At 40.7% G+C, this 15,629-nt stretch carries 12 protein-coding genes and 2 tRNA genes; 4 read left to right on the top strand and 10 right to left on the bottom strand.

Annotated features, from left to right (window positions below):
- Positions 1 to 93: 93 nt before the first annotated feature.
- Complete coding sequence (locus AC5YCI_RS10885) at positions 94 to 1,554, bottom strand: ATP-binding protein (protein ID WP_496129980.1); 1,461 nt, start codon at positions 1,552 to 1,554, stop codon at positions 94 to 96.
- Between the two features lie 65 nt (positions 1,555 to 1,619).
- Entirely contained in the window at positions 1,620 to 2,381 is a 762-nt protein-coding gene (gene ompR, locus AC5YCI_RS10890) for an osmolarity response regulator transcription factor OmpR (RefSeq protein ID WP_122900140.1), read from the bottom strand.
- Between the two features lie 321 nt (positions 2,382 to 2,702).
- Here ompR and AC5YCI_RS10895 point away from each other — a divergent pair, with 321 nt between their 5' ends.
- Both AC5YCI_RS10895 and AC5YCI_RS10900 read left to right on the top strand, forming a co-directional pair.
- Positions 2,703 to 5,060, top strand: a complete 2,358-nt coding sequence (locus AC5YCI_RS10895) for a Tex family protein (RefSeq protein ID WP_496129979.1) — start codon at positions 2,703 to 2,705, stop codon at positions 5,058 to 5,060.
- Between the two features lie 272 nt (positions 5,061 to 5,332).
- Complete coding sequence (locus AC5YCI_RS10900; protein WP_496130002.1) at positions 5,333 to 7,513, top strand: SulP family inorganic anion transporter; 2,181 nt, start codon at positions 5,333 to 5,335, stop codon at positions 7,511 to 7,513.
- 27 nt (positions 7,514 to 7,540) lie between these two features.
- Here the strand turns inward: AC5YCI_RS10900 and AC5YCI_RS10905 are convergent, their stop codons facing one another.
- Both AC5YCI_RS10905 and AC5YCI_RS10910 read right to left on the bottom strand, forming a co-directional pair.
- A complete protein-coding gene (locus AC5YCI_RS10905) occupies positions 7,541 to 7,843 on the bottom strand; it encodes a hypothetical protein (protein ID WP_496129977.1) in 303 nt (100 codons plus the stop codon).
- Positions 7,844 to 8,145: 302 nt separating this feature from the next.
- Positions 8,146 to 9,033, bottom strand: coding sequence for an SDR family NAD(P)-dependent oxidoreductase (locus AC5YCI_RS10910; protein ID WP_496129976.1), 888 nt, complete (start codon positions 9,031 to 9,033; stop codon positions 8,146 to 8,148).
- Positions 9,034 to 9,576: 543 nt separating this feature from the next.
- On the opposite strand from AC5YCI_RS10910, the gene ettA reads away from it, so the two are divergent.
- Positions 9,577 to 11,238: an energy-dependent translational throttle protein EttA gene (ettA, locus tag AC5YCI_RS10915; RefSeq protein WP_496175519.1), complete on the top strand. Its 1,662-nt coding sequence runs from the start codon at positions 9,577 to 9,579 to the stop codon at positions 11,236 to 11,238.
- A gap of 52 nt (positions 11,239 to 11,290) precedes the next feature.
- Here ettA and AC5YCI_RS10920 read toward each other — a convergent pair whose 3' ends face one another.
- Positions 11,291 to 11,683: a tetratricopeptide repeat protein gene (locus tag AC5YCI_RS10920; protein ID WP_496129974.1), complete on the bottom strand. Its 393-nt coding sequence runs from the start codon at positions 11,681 to 11,683 to the stop codon at positions 11,291 to 11,293.
- A gap of 271 nt (positions 11,684 to 11,954) precedes the next feature.
- On the opposite strand from AC5YCI_RS10920, the gene AC5YCI_RS10925 reads away from it, so the two are divergent.
- Positions 11,955 to 12,884 (top strand): cation diffusion facilitator family transporter, encoded by a 930-nt coding sequence (locus AC5YCI_RS10925; RefSeq protein WP_496129973.1) that lies wholly within the window; start codon positions 11,955 to 11,957, stop codon positions 12,882 to 12,884.
- Positions 12,885 to 12,887: 3 nt separating this feature from the next.
- Here AC5YCI_RS10925 and AC5YCI_RS10930 read toward each other — a convergent pair whose 3' ends face one another.
- The 5 genes from AC5YCI_RS10930 to AC5YCI_RS10950 all read right to left on the bottom strand — a co-directional run bounded on the left by AC5YCI_RS10930 (position 12,888) and on the right by AC5YCI_RS10950 (position 15,495).
- The gene (locus AC5YCI_RS10930; RefSeq protein ID WP_496129972.1) at positions 12,888 to 13,229 is read right to left on the bottom strand and encodes a hypothetical protein; all 342 of its coding nucleotides are present in this window, start codon (positions 13,227 to 13,229) and stop codon (positions 12,888 to 12,890) included.
- 124 nt (positions 13,230 to 13,353) lie between these two features.
- Positions 13,354 to 13,429 (bottom strand) — tRNA-Glu (locus tag AC5YCI_RS10935).
- Between the two features lie 25 nt (positions 13,430 to 13,454).
- Positions 13,455 to 13,530 (bottom strand) — tRNA-Ala (locus AC5YCI_RS10940).
- A 57-nt stretch (positions 13,531 to 13,587) separates the two neighbouring features.
- Entirely contained in the window at positions 13,588 to 15,096 is a 1,509-nt protein-coding gene (gene gltX / locus AC5YCI_RS10945) for a glutamate--tRNA ligase (RefSeq protein ID WP_496129971.1), read from the bottom strand.
- Positions 15,097 to 15,222: 126 nt separating this feature from the next.
- The gene (locus AC5YCI_RS10950) at positions 15,223 to 15,495 is read right to left on the bottom strand and encodes a hypothetical protein (protein WP_496129970.1); all 273 of its coding nucleotides are present in this window, start codon (positions 15,493 to 15,495) and stop codon (positions 15,223 to 15,225) included.
- Positions 15,496 to 15,629: the final 134 nt, after the last annotated feature.

Consider the following 15,629-nt stretch of genomic DNA (forward strand, 5'->3'; position numbering starts at 1 on the left):
AATCTTATAATATATAAGCACATGATTTTAAAATAATTAAACCTAGGGGTTTATTATTTAAACAAAATTGTTTGTTTAAATATTGAACAATAGTTAAAAGCGATCACTCAAACTTTGTTTGAGTTTTTCGAGTGTACTATGTGCTTCAATTTCAGGGATTTGGTTGCTGTGTAAGGGCAAAGAAATAATAGCTTCTAAGCCGCCTTCGGGGCGATTATGAATCAGTAATTCACCTTGGTGAATATCGACAATTCGTTTCACAATCGCTAGTCCTAAACCACTCCCTTGTACCGTACGTGCTGCATTACCACGAACAAAAGGCTGCATGAGATCTTGGATTTGATCTTCAGGAATTCCTTCGCCATGATCAGCAACGCGAATAAAGATTCGCTCACCCAATAACTCAGCAGAAATATCAATGGGTTCAGCCCCATAACGTTTGGCATTATTAATTAAATTACCAATTAAACGCTTTAAAGATAAACTGCGTGCTTGAATGATAGGTAATTCATTGGGGCTAAAACGAATATTTAAAGGCTTAAATTGTACCACCAGCTCTTGTAGTAAGCTGTTGAGGTCAGTGTCTTGCGGTTCTTCATCAGAACCATCACGCATATAAGAAATAAATTGATTTAAAATCGCATCCATATCTTCAACGTCGTAAATTAGACCTTCTTTTAAAAAGTCTTCATCAGGCATCATTTCGGCACTCAAACGAATACGAGTCAGGGGAGTGCGTAAATCATGTGAAATGCCAGCCAGCATAATGCGACGGTCGCGCTCAGTTTGATCAAGTGAATAAATCATGCGATTAAAAGCCTGATTCACTTCACGAATTTCTTGCGGACCATGATTGGTCTCTAAATATGGTGCCTTGCCATTTTTGGTATAGCTGTTGGCAGCATTTTGTAAACGACGTAGCGGTCGATTGAGCTGACGCACCAAAGTTAAAATAATAATGGCAGCGATTAATGGTGTACCGAGTAACCAAGCAACAACCAATTCTGGGCTGTAATTGGCATAGGTTTTTAGCGGTTCGCGTGCCCAATTGCCATTCATTTCAGGGGTTTGAATCCAAATACGTGGGCTCGGCTTAAATTGAAAATAGACGGTAACGTTATTAATCCCCAATTCTTTAGCAAGCTTGTCTTCAATTTGATTGGTAAAAAACTCAGCAATGACTTTTTCCCGTACATTGGGAAATTCTTCGGGGTCGGTAATATATTCTAGACCTACGCGATCTTTGAGCCAGACCTGAGGATTAACCATTTCACCTTGATGATAAATACGTAAATCAGGGTCATTTAAAATATCTAGCTCTACTGCTAAATAGCGTGCATGTTGTTGAATTTCAGGTAAATATAGCGTACGCCAAAAAAACCACAATGACATAAACAAGCTAAATAACACCACAAATAATACCAAAACCGTGGTACGCATTGCGGCAGAACGCGGCTTTATTTTGTCCAGAAAGCGTTCGGTTCGAGTGCGTTTTTTTTCTGAATACGCTGCGTAATCTTTAAATTCTTGTGGATCTAGAGGATCAAGTTTCACCGCTGCTCTCAAATTAAAGCCAAAAAAATTGGGTTTACTGCAACAGTAAACCCAGCTTGGAACTACTATTCTGCACCATCTGGAACGAAGACGTAACCAACCCCCCAAACGGTTTGAATATAACGTGCACGTGCAGGGTTTTCTTCAATCAAACGGCGTAAACGTGACACTTGCACATCAATCGAACGTTCCATTGCCCCCCATTCACGACCACGCGCTAAATTCATCAGTTTGTCTCGTGTTAAAGGTTCACGCGGATGTTGTACCAAGGCTTTAAGCACGGCAAATTCACCCGTAGTTAAAGTCACCACTTGGCCTTCACGGGTTAAAGTACGGGTAGAGAGATCGAGTGACCACGGCCCAAAGCTGACCACTTCCATATGTTGGCTCGGAGCGCCGGGTACTTCGCGTACTTGACGACGCAATACCGCACGAATACGGGCGAGGAGCTCATTGGGATTAAATGGTTTTGGTAAGTAGTCATCTGCACCTGCTTCTAAGCCGGCAATACGATCTGAATCACTACCGCGCGCGGTCAGCATAATAATAGGCGTATCAATATTGGACTGACGTAGACGACGGCAAATACTTAAACCATCTTCAACAGGTAACATAAAATCAAGCACGATGAGCGAAAAGAGTTCACGTTGTAATAAACGATCCATTTGCGTGGCGTCATGCGCAGTTTTCACTACAAAGCCTTTATCTTCTAAAAAACGTTGTAGTAAAGTACGTAAACGCACATCATCATCTACAACGAGAATGCGTTCGACGCGGTCAGTTTCTTGTACAGCATCTAAATTTTCAGCGGGTACAACTAAACTCATGATGTGCTCCTTATTCTTTATTGTCATCGTCATGTCAGATTTCAGTATACGATATTCAATGGGCTTTGCTATGTTCTAAAGCAACAAATATCCGAGCTAAAATCAAGACATAGATACCAAACGTATACAGGTAAAATGCCGCATAAAAAGGCAAAAATCTTATTCTTTGCTGCGCTTTTGCTGTTATTTTGTGCGCTTAAATAAAACTATACCAAATTGGCAAGAACAACCAAGCATAAATTTACGAAAACAAATGTGGATTTTATAGTCTTGGTCTTTATAATCATGGCATTTAGTACTTATCCTTGTGGGATCAACACGATGACTGACTTAGTTCAGCAGTTGGCAAAAGAAATTGCCGTACGTCCAAATCAAGTCGAAGCTGCCATTAAGCTGATTGATGAAGGGGCCAGCGTTCCATTTATTGCGCGTTACCGTAAAGAAGTAACTCAAGGCTTAGACGATACGCAGTTACGCCAACTCGATACGCGTTTATCGTATTTACGTGATTTGTTTGAGCGCCGCGAAAAAGTAATCGAATCACTCAAAGAACAAAATAAACTATCTGATGATTTATTAGCGCGTGTCAATGCGGCAGAAACTAAGAATGCATTAGAAGAAATTTATGCACCATACCGTCCAAAACGTACAACGAAGTCGTTTAAAGCCAAAGAGGCCGGTCTTGGTGACATCGCAACACAAATTCTAAGTCAAGAGATTGAGCCAGCTGCAGCACTCGCAGGCTATAGTCATGAAAACTATGCGGATTTAGACAGCCAACTTGACGCTATTCAACACATCATTATTGATGAGTGGGCACAAAACATTGCTTTAACTGCTGAGTTAAAAGCCATGTTTGCCAAAACTGCTGTATTGAAAAGCGCGGTCGCGTCTGAAGAGAAAAAAGAAGTCGGTAAGAAATTCCGTGATTACTTTGATTTCTCTGAAAATTTAAACAAAGTGCCGTCACACCGTTTATTGGCCATGTTACGTGGTCGTCAAGAAAACGTGTTGGGTTTAAAAGTGGATGGTGAAGATACTGCGCCAATCGCACGTATTGAAACTGAATACAATTTAGATGCAGTACAGCCACAAGCACGTCAAGCGTTCCTTAAACAAACTGCTCAACTGTTTTGGTTAGGCAAAGTTCGTCCAAGTATTGAACATTCATTGTTAACTGATAAACGTTTAAGTGCTGAATCTGAGGCGATGAATGTATTTGCTGAAAACTTACGTCATCTGCTTCTTTCTGCACCTGCAGGTAGCCGCACTACTTTAGGTGTTGATCCTGGCATTCGTACCGGTGTGAAATTGGCAGTAGTCAATGCATCAGGTGACGTGGTTGCCCATAGCACGGTTTATCCATTTGCACCAAAAGATGACAAAGCAGGAGCAATTGCTGAACTTGCACGTCTGTGTCGTGAATTTAATGTTGATTTAATTGCTATTGGTAATGGTACAGCAAGCCGCGAAACTGAAAGCGTGATTAGCGAGATGATGGCAGCCAACAGCGACCTCAATTTAACTCGCGTTACAGTGTCTGAAGCAGGCGCATCGGTGTATTCTGCTTCTGAGTTGGCTTCACAAGAATTACCAGATTTAGATGTATCGATTCGTGGTGCGGTTTCTATCGCACGTCGTTTACAAGATCCACTGGCTGAACTGGTAAAAATTGAGCCTAAATCGATTGGTGTGGGTCAATATCAACATGACGTGAATCAAACTGGTTTAGCCAAAACTCTTGATGCTGTGGTTGAAGACTGTGTGAACGCCGTGGGTGTAGATGTTAACACTGCATCTGCAGCAATTTTGGGTTATATCGCGGGTTTAAACAAAGCCATTGCTCAGCAAATTGTTGAATACCGTAAAGAGCATGGTCGCTTTGAAGCGCGTACTGCCCTGAAAAACGTACCACGTTTAGGTGAGCGTACCTTTGAACAAGCGGCAGGTTTCTTACGCATTCAAGAGGGTTCTGAACCACTTGATGCCTCAGCAGTGCATCCAGAAAGTTATGCTTTAGTCGCTAAAATTGTTGCTGCTAAAGGTACAACAGTAAAAGACATCATTGGTAATGCAGAAATTATTCGCCAAGTGAATCCTGAAGAATTTGTGGATGATAAAGTTGGTCTACCAACGATTCAAGACGTGCTGAGCGAACTTGAAAAACCGGGTCGTGATCCACGTCCAGAATTCCGCACAGCTAAATTCCGTGATGACATTACTGATGTTAAACAGCTGACTGAAGGTTTAACCTTAGAAGGTGTGATCACCAACGTCACTAATTTTGGTGCTTTTGTAGATGTTGGTGTGCATCAAGATGGTTTAGTGCATATTTCTGAACTGGCGAATGAGTTTGTGGCTGATCCGCATAAAGTGGTGAAACCAGGTCAAATCGTGCAAGTTCGTGTACTTAATGTTGATGCTGAACGTAACCGCGTAAATTTATCGATGCGTCCGGAAGGTTCACAGCCAGTAAAAGCACTACGTCCACGCCGTGAGCCAACTGAGCAACGTACTGAACGTAAGCCACAAGCAAAACGTCCACAACAAGCCCGTGGTGAGCGTCCGCAAGGCGAGCGCCCACAAGCGAAAAAACCACAGAACCAAAAACCACAAGAGCAAAAAATTGGTGGTTTAGGTGCGCTGTTGTTACAAGCAGGGATTAAAGGTTCGAAATAATCTTTCGTTGCTAAACAAAAACCTCCCTTTGGGGAGGTTTTTTTATCTCTAAAATAAGCTAAATATTTAAAAATTGGTCAACATAACAAAGTTAACTGAAGTGAAGCTGAAGGGTATTAAAAAAGTATAAAAATCACACAATTTAACAGCATAAATGAACTATAAAAAAAGGTTAAAAATCACGCATATTAAGCATGGGTTTTTGGAGGGTAAAAGCCTAACAACTTTTGAGTCGATATTTTTTGAGACTCGATATTTATTATAAATGGTTAATTATTATGTTGAATTTAGCAGAAAAAAGTAAGTTTCATCTTAAGGATTTACTGTCTGGTACAGTGGTTTTTTTAGTGGCACTACCGCTGTGTTTAGGTATTGCTTTAGCCTCTGGCGCACCGATTATGGCGGGTATTATTGCCGGTATTATTGGTGGTATTGTGGTAGGGATGTTAAGTGGCTCACACATTAGTGTTGCAGGGCCAGCTGCAGGCTTAACAGCAGTGATCTTAATGCAGTTAGAACAATTAGGCGGCAATTATGCCGCCTTTTTATTATCGGTTATTTTTGCCGGTGTACTGCAATTGTTGTTTGGCGTATTTAAATTAGGTTTCTTTGCCAATTTTGTCCCGAATAACGTGATTTTGGGTTTATTGGCAGCCATTGGTGTGATTCTTATTTTAAGTCAGATTCCGTATTTGTTTGGAATTACTGATTTTAGTTGGCGTAATTTGCCTGAGTTGTCTATGGCACAGATTGACTCTAGTGCAGCTGCAATTGGCCTATTTAGCCTTTTGATTATGCTGACTTGGGATGCGAGTCCGTTAAAAAAAATGCTATTGCCATCTGCCTTAATCGCGGTATTACTGGCAGCGGTCTTAAATTTTTTTTTAACGCAGACCTTAGGACTTGGTATTCAAAGTCAAAATTTAATTCAATTACCCAATGTATTCGCTGATCCGAGTGCAGTATTTACTTTCCCTGACTGGAGCTATTTAGCTGAACCGCTGATTTATACAGGTGCAATCACTTTAGCTGTGGTGGCCTCCTTAGAAACCCTGCTGAATTTAGAAGCAGCAGATAAACTCGATCCTTATAAACGCTCATCACCACCTAACCGTGAATTATGGGCGCAAGGTGTGGGCAACATGGCATCGGGCTTTATTGGTGGTATGCCATTAACTTCGGTCATTGTGCGCAGTTCGGTAAATGCCAATGCTGGTTCACGCAGTAAATGTTCAACCATCACGCATGGGATTTTATTATTACTGGCAGTAATGTTTTTTGTACCGCTGATGAATATGATTCCGTTGTCTGCACTGGCAGCGATCTTGATTATTACTGGTTTTAAACTGACCCATCCTAAATTGTTTAAGCAAATGCTGGCGAAAGGTTGGAAACAGTTTTTACCGTTTATTATTACCTTATTGGCGATTTTATTGACCGACCTATTAATGGGGATTTTAATTGGCCTGGCAGTCAGTGCAGGATTTATTCTGTATGGCAATTTACATAAGGGCGTACGTGTCTATAAAGAAAAGCATTTACATGGTGTTGTGACGCGAATTGAGTTGCCTTCACAGGTGACCTTCTTAAACCGTTCTAGCTTAATTACTGCTTTAGAGCATGTACATAAGCATGAACAATTGATTATTGATGCCACTCATTGTCATAGTATTGATCCTGATATTTACGATGTGATTCAGGATTACCAGAGTGAAACTGCCGTGCAGCGCAAAATTGATTTAAAACTGATTGGCTTTAAACAGCATTATGCTGATATTGATGATGCGGTATTAGATATTGATATTGCAACGGCTGATGTACAACGCAATTTAAGCCCGCAACAGGTGCTGACGATCTTACAAGAGGGGAATCAGCGCTTTGTAAGTAACGATCGTTTACAACGTGATATCTATCGTCAAATTCGTGTCACTGCAGATGAAGGTCAACATCCGATTGCCGCCGTCCTGGGCTGTATGGATTCACGCGCTCCAACAGAAATGATTTTTGATGTAGGTATTGGTGATCTATTTAGTTTACGCATTGCAGGCAATGTTGCGGGGCACAAGGTATTAGGTTCATTAGAATTTGCCTGCCAAGCCAAAGGCGCCAAAGTGATTGTTGTACTTGGGCATACCGATTGCGGTGCGGTAACCAGTGCCTGTCAGTTACGTTTAAGCAATCAAAACATTGAAGATGTTGAGGGCATGCCACATATTCAATACGTGCTCGGACCCTTAATGGAATCAGTCAATAGCGTACATGGCTTGATGCAACCACGTGATTTAAGCCCTGCTTTTATTGATCAAGTCACGCGGATGAACGTGCTGTATAACATTGGCTATATTTTGCAACATAGCCAAGTACTTAAACAGTTACATGATCAAGCCAAGATTGCCATTGTGGGGGCAATTTATGATGTGAAAACCGGACAAGTCCATTTTTTAGATGAGTAAAAGAAAAGAGCGCGGCAGCGCTCTTTTTTATAGCATTGGAACCACCCAACCACAGATGATCAACATAATCCCAAAGTGACCGACTTTACGTGTCACTTTTACAACACGATGTACCTTAGGTACTTGCGTGGCAGTTTTTTCGGTTGGGTGTTTCACAATTTTTAAGAAATACGTTGAGGCTGCTAAATCTAAACAAATCAAAATGGCGCCGACATCAGCGACAATTTCCATAAGTTCATAATCTTGTAAATAGATACTGCGAATAATGCCATACCCCAAAAACAGAGCAAATGCCAAAAAAGCATAAACCAAAATAATGTGCCACTTCATAGTTAAAATTCAATCATTTATAGGTAGGAGTTAATCCAATTTATATGCCTAAACATACATAAAAATTGGCTGAAAATCGTCAACATCAAGCAGGAAATACCCAGTCATCAGATGTATAAGTTCAATCAATCGCTAAGAAAAATAAGGCTTTTAAGTTGAATTGGCAAGTTATGAGTCACAATAGCAATGCGACAAGCAGGGCATTTTAAAATTTAAATTCGCGCTCCGTAGTTAAAATTTCACAATAAAAGCGCCTTATAAAGCGTAAAAAAATGCCAGTCTTAGACTGGCATTTTTGTATTTTACCAATGCTCGCCTGGGAAGAGACGGGCATATGCTTTTTGCACCCAATTAAGTTTTTGCGGTTTCCCGACCGAGGCATTAGAGCTTGGGAAGAGGTTAAAACCAATCGACATTAATTTATTATTTACATCTGGCGCAACTGCATAGGTCATAGAGGCTAAATAACCTAAACATGTGGCGACTTTCTTCGGACGTTTGAGAATCGCATTGGCGACTAAATCAGCGGCTTGTTCAGGCGATAAAGTCGGTACGTAATTATAGATCTTAGTTGGCGCGATCATTGGCGTGCGTACCAAAGGCATATAAATTGAAGTAATGGCAATGTTATGTGAGTGCACTTCAGCAGATAGGCAGCGGCTAAAGGCATCCAGCGCCGCTTTAGAGGCCACATAAGCCGAAAAGCGCGTTGCATTGGCCAATACACCAATAGAACTGATGTTAATAATATGCCCTTGGCGGCGCATCATCATTTTTGGCAATAAGTTCATAATTAAACGTACTGAGCCAAAATAATTCAGCTGCATGGTACGCTCAAAATCGTGAAAACGATCGAGAGATTCATGCACAGCACGGCGAATTGAGCGCCCAGCATTGTTAATTAAAATATCAATATGCTCAACATCTGCCAAAATTTGTGCAGATACAGCATCTATGTCTTCTAAACTGTTTAAATCGCATGGATACACTGAAGCCTGTCCCCCACGTGCTTCAATATCAGCTTTTACGGCTTCTAAGGTTTCTTGGGTACGCGCCAATAATAGAACATGAGCGCCTGCATCTGCCAACTTGTGTGCTGTGGTTAGACCAATGCCACTTGACGCACCCGTGACTAAAATTACTTTTCCATTAATACGTTTTTTTAATAAATTTTCCAACTTTGCCTTCACAGTAGTGCTTCCCAACCTATTTTTAAAATGAACTATTGTTTTTTATGACATTATTTTGCATAGAAGTCATTGATCGCTGATGCTGGTTTTACGCAAATCATAGTGTATTTAAAGAAAAAAGCCATCTCTATCACAAAAAATACTGAATGTTATAACGATTCTCAGCCATGGGCTGATGAAGAATGCAAAAACTGAGCCTAAATTTCGACAGTTAAAATAAAACGAAATCTCAATTTGAGTATTGCGATCCCCCCATTTACGCCTGATCTTGCGACTATTAAAGCCTATGCAGATGAACAGTCAATGAAAAATCGACATGATTTGCAACATAGTCTTTTGCCTGATCAGGATGAAATAATGGCAAAATAAAACGATGAATAAATAAGCAAAAAGATATTTACAACAAAGTCGTGAACTTCTTGGATATGCCTTATGTTTTCAGGACTTTCATCGTATAATGGGCGATTATTTTTTCTGCTCACTTGAGTATGGGGATTGATTAATTTATATCCCCAGTTTGGTTTTACTATTGAGGAGTCCTGCGTGGCCCAATATATTTACACGATGAACCGTGTGTCGAAAATGGTTCCGCCGAAACGCGAAATCTTAAAAGACATCTCTTTATCATTCTTCCCAGGTGCAAAAATTGGTGTACTTGGTTTAAACGGTGCAGGTAAATCTACTTTGCTTCGTATTATGGCTGGCGTAGATAAAGATTTCTCTGGTGAAGCTCGTGCACAACCAGGTATCAAAATCGGCTACCTTGAACAAGAACCACCTTTAGATGATTCAAAAGACGTTCGTGGTAACGTTGAAGATGGTTTACGTGAGCCACTTGATGCCTTAGCGCGTCTTGACGAAGTATTCGCAGAATATGCAGCAGAAGATGCTGATTTTGACGCACTTGCTAAAGAACAAGAAAAGCTAGAAGCAATTATCCATGCTTGGGATGCACATAACCTTGCAAACCAAATGGACCAAGCTGCTGCAGCATTAAACTTACCAGCTTGGGATGCAGACGTTTCTAAGTTGTCTGGTGGTGAGCGTCGCCGCGTGGCACTGTGTCGTTTGCTATTATCTAAGCCAGACATGTTGCTTCTAGACGAACCGACGAACCATTTAGATGCGTCTTCTGTATCTTGGTTAGAGCGTTTCTTAAAAGACTTCCCAGGTACTATTGTTGCCATTACCCACGACCGTTACTTCTTAGATAACGTGGCTGAGTGGATTCTTGAGCTTGACCGCGGCATGGGTATTCCATACCAAGGTAACTACTCTTCTTGGTTAGAGCAAAAGAACGCGCGTCTAGAACAAGAACAGAAGCAAGAAGAATCTTTTGCTAAAGCATTGAAAAAAGAACTTGAATGGGTTCGTTCAAATGCCAAAGGTCAGCAAAAGAAAAACAAAGCGCGTATGGAGCGTTTTGAAGAACTTAACTCGCGTGAATTCCAACAACGTAACGAAACTTCTGAAATCTACATTCCACCTGGTCCACGTTTGGGTAACAAGGTTGTAGAAGTAGAAGGCATCAGCAAATCGTTTGGTGATCGTACCCTGTACAAAGATTTATCTTTCGTTGTTCCACCATGTGCCATTGTGGGGATCGTGGGTGAAAACGGTGCAGGTAAAACGACACTATTCCGTATGATGACCGGTGAGTTACAACCAGACACAGGTTCTGTGGTTCTAGGTGAGTCAGTTAAAGTAGCTTATGTGGGTCAGATTCGTGACACCTTAGATAACGACAAAACTGTTTGGGAAGAAGTGTCTGGCGGTCTAGATATCTTACGTATTGGCGATTACGAAATTGCATCACGTGCATATATTGGTCGCTTTAACTTTAAAGGCCAAGATCAGCAAAAACGTGTAGGTCAATTGTCAGGTGGTGAGCGTAACCGTTTACAACTTGCCAAAATCCTACAAATGGGTGCTAACGTGATCTTACTCGATGAACCATCAAACGACTTGGACATCGAAACTTTACGTGCGCTTGAGGATGCAATCCTGGTGTTCCCAGGCACAGTCATGGTGATCTCGCATGACCGTTGGTTCCTAGACCGTATTGCAACACACATCTTGTCATTTGAAGGTGAAACGCCTGAATTCTTTACAGGTAACTATGCTGAATTTGAAGAATACCGTCGTAAACGTGACGGTGATGACTTAGTGGCTAAGCGTCAAAAATACCGTAAAATTGGTAACTAAGTTTTATTTTTGCGCAGTTTAAAAAACCAGCCTTTGGGCTGGTTTTTTTGTGTTAAGAAAAAGCTATCAATTGATAGATCTCATTAAGTTGTTCTTGAGCACCTACATGGCCACATGCTGCGGCACGTTTCAGCCATTCTTCAGCTTGTACATAGTCGCGCTCTAAACCTAAGTGACCTGTGTAGTAGGCCATACCCAACTCATATTGTGCTTGCGCATGACCACGTAGTGCAGCACTTAAAAAATTCCACATGGCATTCCGCTGATCTAAATGCGAGACATCATAGGGTAATTTTTTGCTCAAAAACTCGCGCTGGTGCTCTAGTGCTAATTTGGCGAAATATTGCCCTTGATTGTATTCCTGCATGGCTTCCATGTCTTTTAGGTCTATATTTGCATGATGTGGGTAGAGCAATGTATCAAGCATTTGTTTTATTGTTTTCATACTTGCACCGAATTAAATCCTTTTCTAATAATTTAAGCGATTTCATATTTTTTAAATGATTTATTTTGTTGTTTTTAGTGAAGAAAGACTGGAGAATGAAACAAATCAAATAATAAATTATTTAATCAAGGACATAAAAAATTTGCTCTTGCAATGCAATGTGTGACTCATTGATACAGGCTGAGCAGAGGAAATTAACACAAATACTGCGCTATAAATTTTTGATCCTTGTTATGTTAATACAACTCTATAGGCGATAGGCAGGTGGCGGATGGGGTACTCACACGAGCACAATCATAGTCATGCCATGGTGACAGAAAAAAATGCCAAAAAACTCACCATTGCATTGGTTCTCACCACTAGTTTTTTAATTGTAGAATTGATTGCAGCACTGATCACCCAAAGTTTGGCACTGTTATCTGATGCTGCACATATGTTTACTGATGCAGCAGCCCTAGCGATTGCCTTACTGGCAATTAAAATTGGCAAACTACCAGCCGATAATAAACGCACCTTTGGTTATCAGCGTTTTGAAATTCTAGCCGCGCTATTTAACGCCTTAATGTTATTTGCGGTGGCAATTTATATTGTCTACGAAGCGTATCAGCGCTTTAACCAACCTGCAGAAATTCAAACCATGGGCATGTTGATCGTGGCTAGCTTAGGACTGATTGTTAATTTAATTTCAATGCGGATTTTATTTTCAAGTAGCCAAGAAAGCTTAAATGTCAAAGGAGCATATTTGGAAGTGCTCAGTGATGCGCTTGGTTCGGTTGGGGTGATTATTGCTGCAATTGTGATTTATTTTACCGGTTGGATGTGGATTGACACAGTGATTGCGGTGTTGATTGGTTTTTGGGTATTACCACGGACATGGTTGCTGTTAAAGCAGAGTATTCATATTTTATTGGAAGGTGTGCCTGAAGAGATTGATATTGAACGTTTGCACACTGATTTATTGGCCTTAGAGGGGGTAGAAGAGATCCATCAACTTAAGGTATGGGCTATTAGCTCTAAGAATATTCATCTGGCAGTGCACTTATATGCGCCAAATGCTGATCCGCAAAAAATATATCAAGAGGCGCTGCATTTACTGCAATACACTTATGCCATTAACCAAAGTACCTTACAAATTGAGCAATTTAATTGTAATGTAGGACATGATCATGCGGCACATGATCATGTTGAACACTCACATTAAATATTAGATCTGCCACTCATGGCTGCATTCGCGGCATTTCCATTTCTTTTGTGACTGCATAAAGGCTTGCATTGATAATTTAAAGTCAGGTAAGTCTTTATAGAACATAACACCTGCAATTAAACACAGCACAAAGACTGCAACTGTAATGGCTTGTAGTGTTGAACCCGCACCGTCACCAAAAATCCACATTGCAATGCTAATAATGACCAGTAATAGCAATACAAATAAACAAGGGATTAAAAATACTAAGCTTTTTGGCACCACAGGACGTGGAGCAGGTGAGCCGACTTCGGCAACAGGCATGATTTTAGGGCTTTGGCATTGTGGGCAACGGTATTGCATTGCAACTCCATAATTTTAATCTATAGCGTATTTTAACAGGAAAGCCAAAATAACAGGCAATAAAAAAGCCCAAGTCGTAATGCTTGAGCTTTTTTATAAGATGACATGTTCGCCATCTTAAATATGGCGTCCCTACGGGGATTCGAACCCCGGTTACCGCCGTGAAAGGGCGATGTCCTAGGCCTCTAGACGATAGGGACAAGTGAGGCAACACAGGTAAGAACTTGGTGGAGTCAAGGAGGATCGAACTCCTGACCTCTACAATGCCATTGTAGCGCTCTACCAACTGAGCTATGACCCCAGTCTGTGTGGTGGCTATATTATGGATATACACACCACACGTCAACTATTATTTTAATTAAGCTTGATTGGTTGCTTCATTTTTAGGCAACTTTAAGCTTTCATTGAGTTTTTCCCAAGCTTTTAACTCTTTTTTGCTTGGAGCACCGACAATTTCTAAGGCATGACGTAAGCGTGCGAAAGTCAAATCCGGACCAATGGTGACCATGGTTTGCATCACAGGTGTAGATGCTGTAGAGCCCGCAATGGCAATAAAGAACGCAGGCATAAAGTCGCGTAGTTTAATTTCCATTTGCGCGGCTAAATCCATGAGGATTTGGCTGACGGTGTCGTTATTCCAAGTAAATGAGCTTTCTAAGCGCCAGATGGCAAATTGTAAGCTTTGACGCACTTGTTCTTCAGTCAATTTTTTGCTGACAAACTGCTCTTTAGTAAGAGTTGGGAAGTGGTTGAAATAATGCGCTGACCAATTTACGGCTTCAGACAATAAGTTAATACGTGGCTGAATCGCTGCGGCAATCTCTTCTAAAGTTTGACGGTCAGCTTTCCATGCCAACAAAGTATCGAGTAATTCAGCAGGGCTTAAGCCTTTGATCCACTGACCATTTAACCAGTTGAGTTTTTCCACATCAAAAATTGGGCCACCTAAAGACACACGTTGAATGTCAAAGTTTTCAATCATTTCAGCCAAAGTGAACTTTTCACGTTCATCAGGCATAGACCAACCCATACGGCCCAAGTAATTTAACAAAGCTTCTGGTAATACACCAATGTCTTTGTAATAGTTAATAGAAGTTGGGTTTTTACGCTTAGAGAGTTTTGATTTATCTGGGTTACGTAATAACGGCATATGACATAGCACTGGCATATCCCAACCAAAATATTGATACAATAATTGGTGTTTAGGCGCAGATGGTAACCATTCTTCCCCACGGAATACGTGGGTGATTTGCATTAAATGGTCATCGACTACGTTAGCTAAATGGTAAGTTGGTAAACCATCAGTTTTAAGTAACACTTGCATGTCGACTTGTGCCCATGGAATTTCAACTTCGCCACGCAGTAAATCTTGAATCTTGCATGTACCTTCAGTCGGTACTTTCATACGAATGACGTGTGGCTCACCCGCAGCCAAACGACGCTGTACTTCTTCTTCAGATAACAATAAGCCACGACCGTCATAGCGTGGAGTTTCACCGCGTGCTTGTTGCTCAATACGCATTTGATCTAACTCTTCTGCTGTTGCAAAACAGTAGAATGCATGACCTTTTTCAATTAAATCTAACGCATATTGCTTATAAATATGCATACGTTCAGATTGACGGTAAGGTGCGTGTGGACCGCCTACATCGGGACCTTCAGACCAATTTAGACCTAACCAACGTAATGAATCTAAAATCATTTTTTCAGATTCAGGCGTTGAGCGTAATTGATCAGTATCTTCAATACGTAAAATGAATTCCCCACCGTGCTGTTTAGCATAGCAGAGGTTAAACAATGCGATATAAGCAGTACCTACATGGGGGAAACCGGTAGGAGATGGGGCAATACGAGTACGAACGGTCATAACACTCTTTTTCTTTAGAAAAGTAACTAAAGGCTATTATAACGAAAAAGCCCAATTACATTTACGTTAATTGGGCTTTAATCAGCAAAACGCTTTGAAAGGGATAAAGCATTTTGGCGATTTTTTTCAAGAATTTGAACTGAATAAAGATTGTACAAAGCGTGAGAAACTTTGGTTTTGCGCAGCTAAAATACTTTGACTTGGCTTGGTTTTAATAGTGGTCATTAATTTTAAACTGGTAACATTTAAATCTGGATTCTCTTGTTTTTGCGTGAGTGCTTTTTCAATTAATGAGCTTTTTTCAGCTGACTTAGTTTTGTTGCTGCTAGGTTGCAGTCCTGCTGCGTGCACATGGCTTAATAAGGTCGTGACCAACAATACTGGAATAAGTTTAAACATTAACGTCCCCTTTCGTAACATAATAACATAAGTGTATGATTAAAATTTAAGCCTAACGAAGTTAAGCATTTACCTTGTGGTCCATACACAACCCGACCACAATAGTTACCAAAAATTAACACTCTTGGTATAAA

This window comes from Acinetobacter sp. CY17, assembly GCF_059515825.1.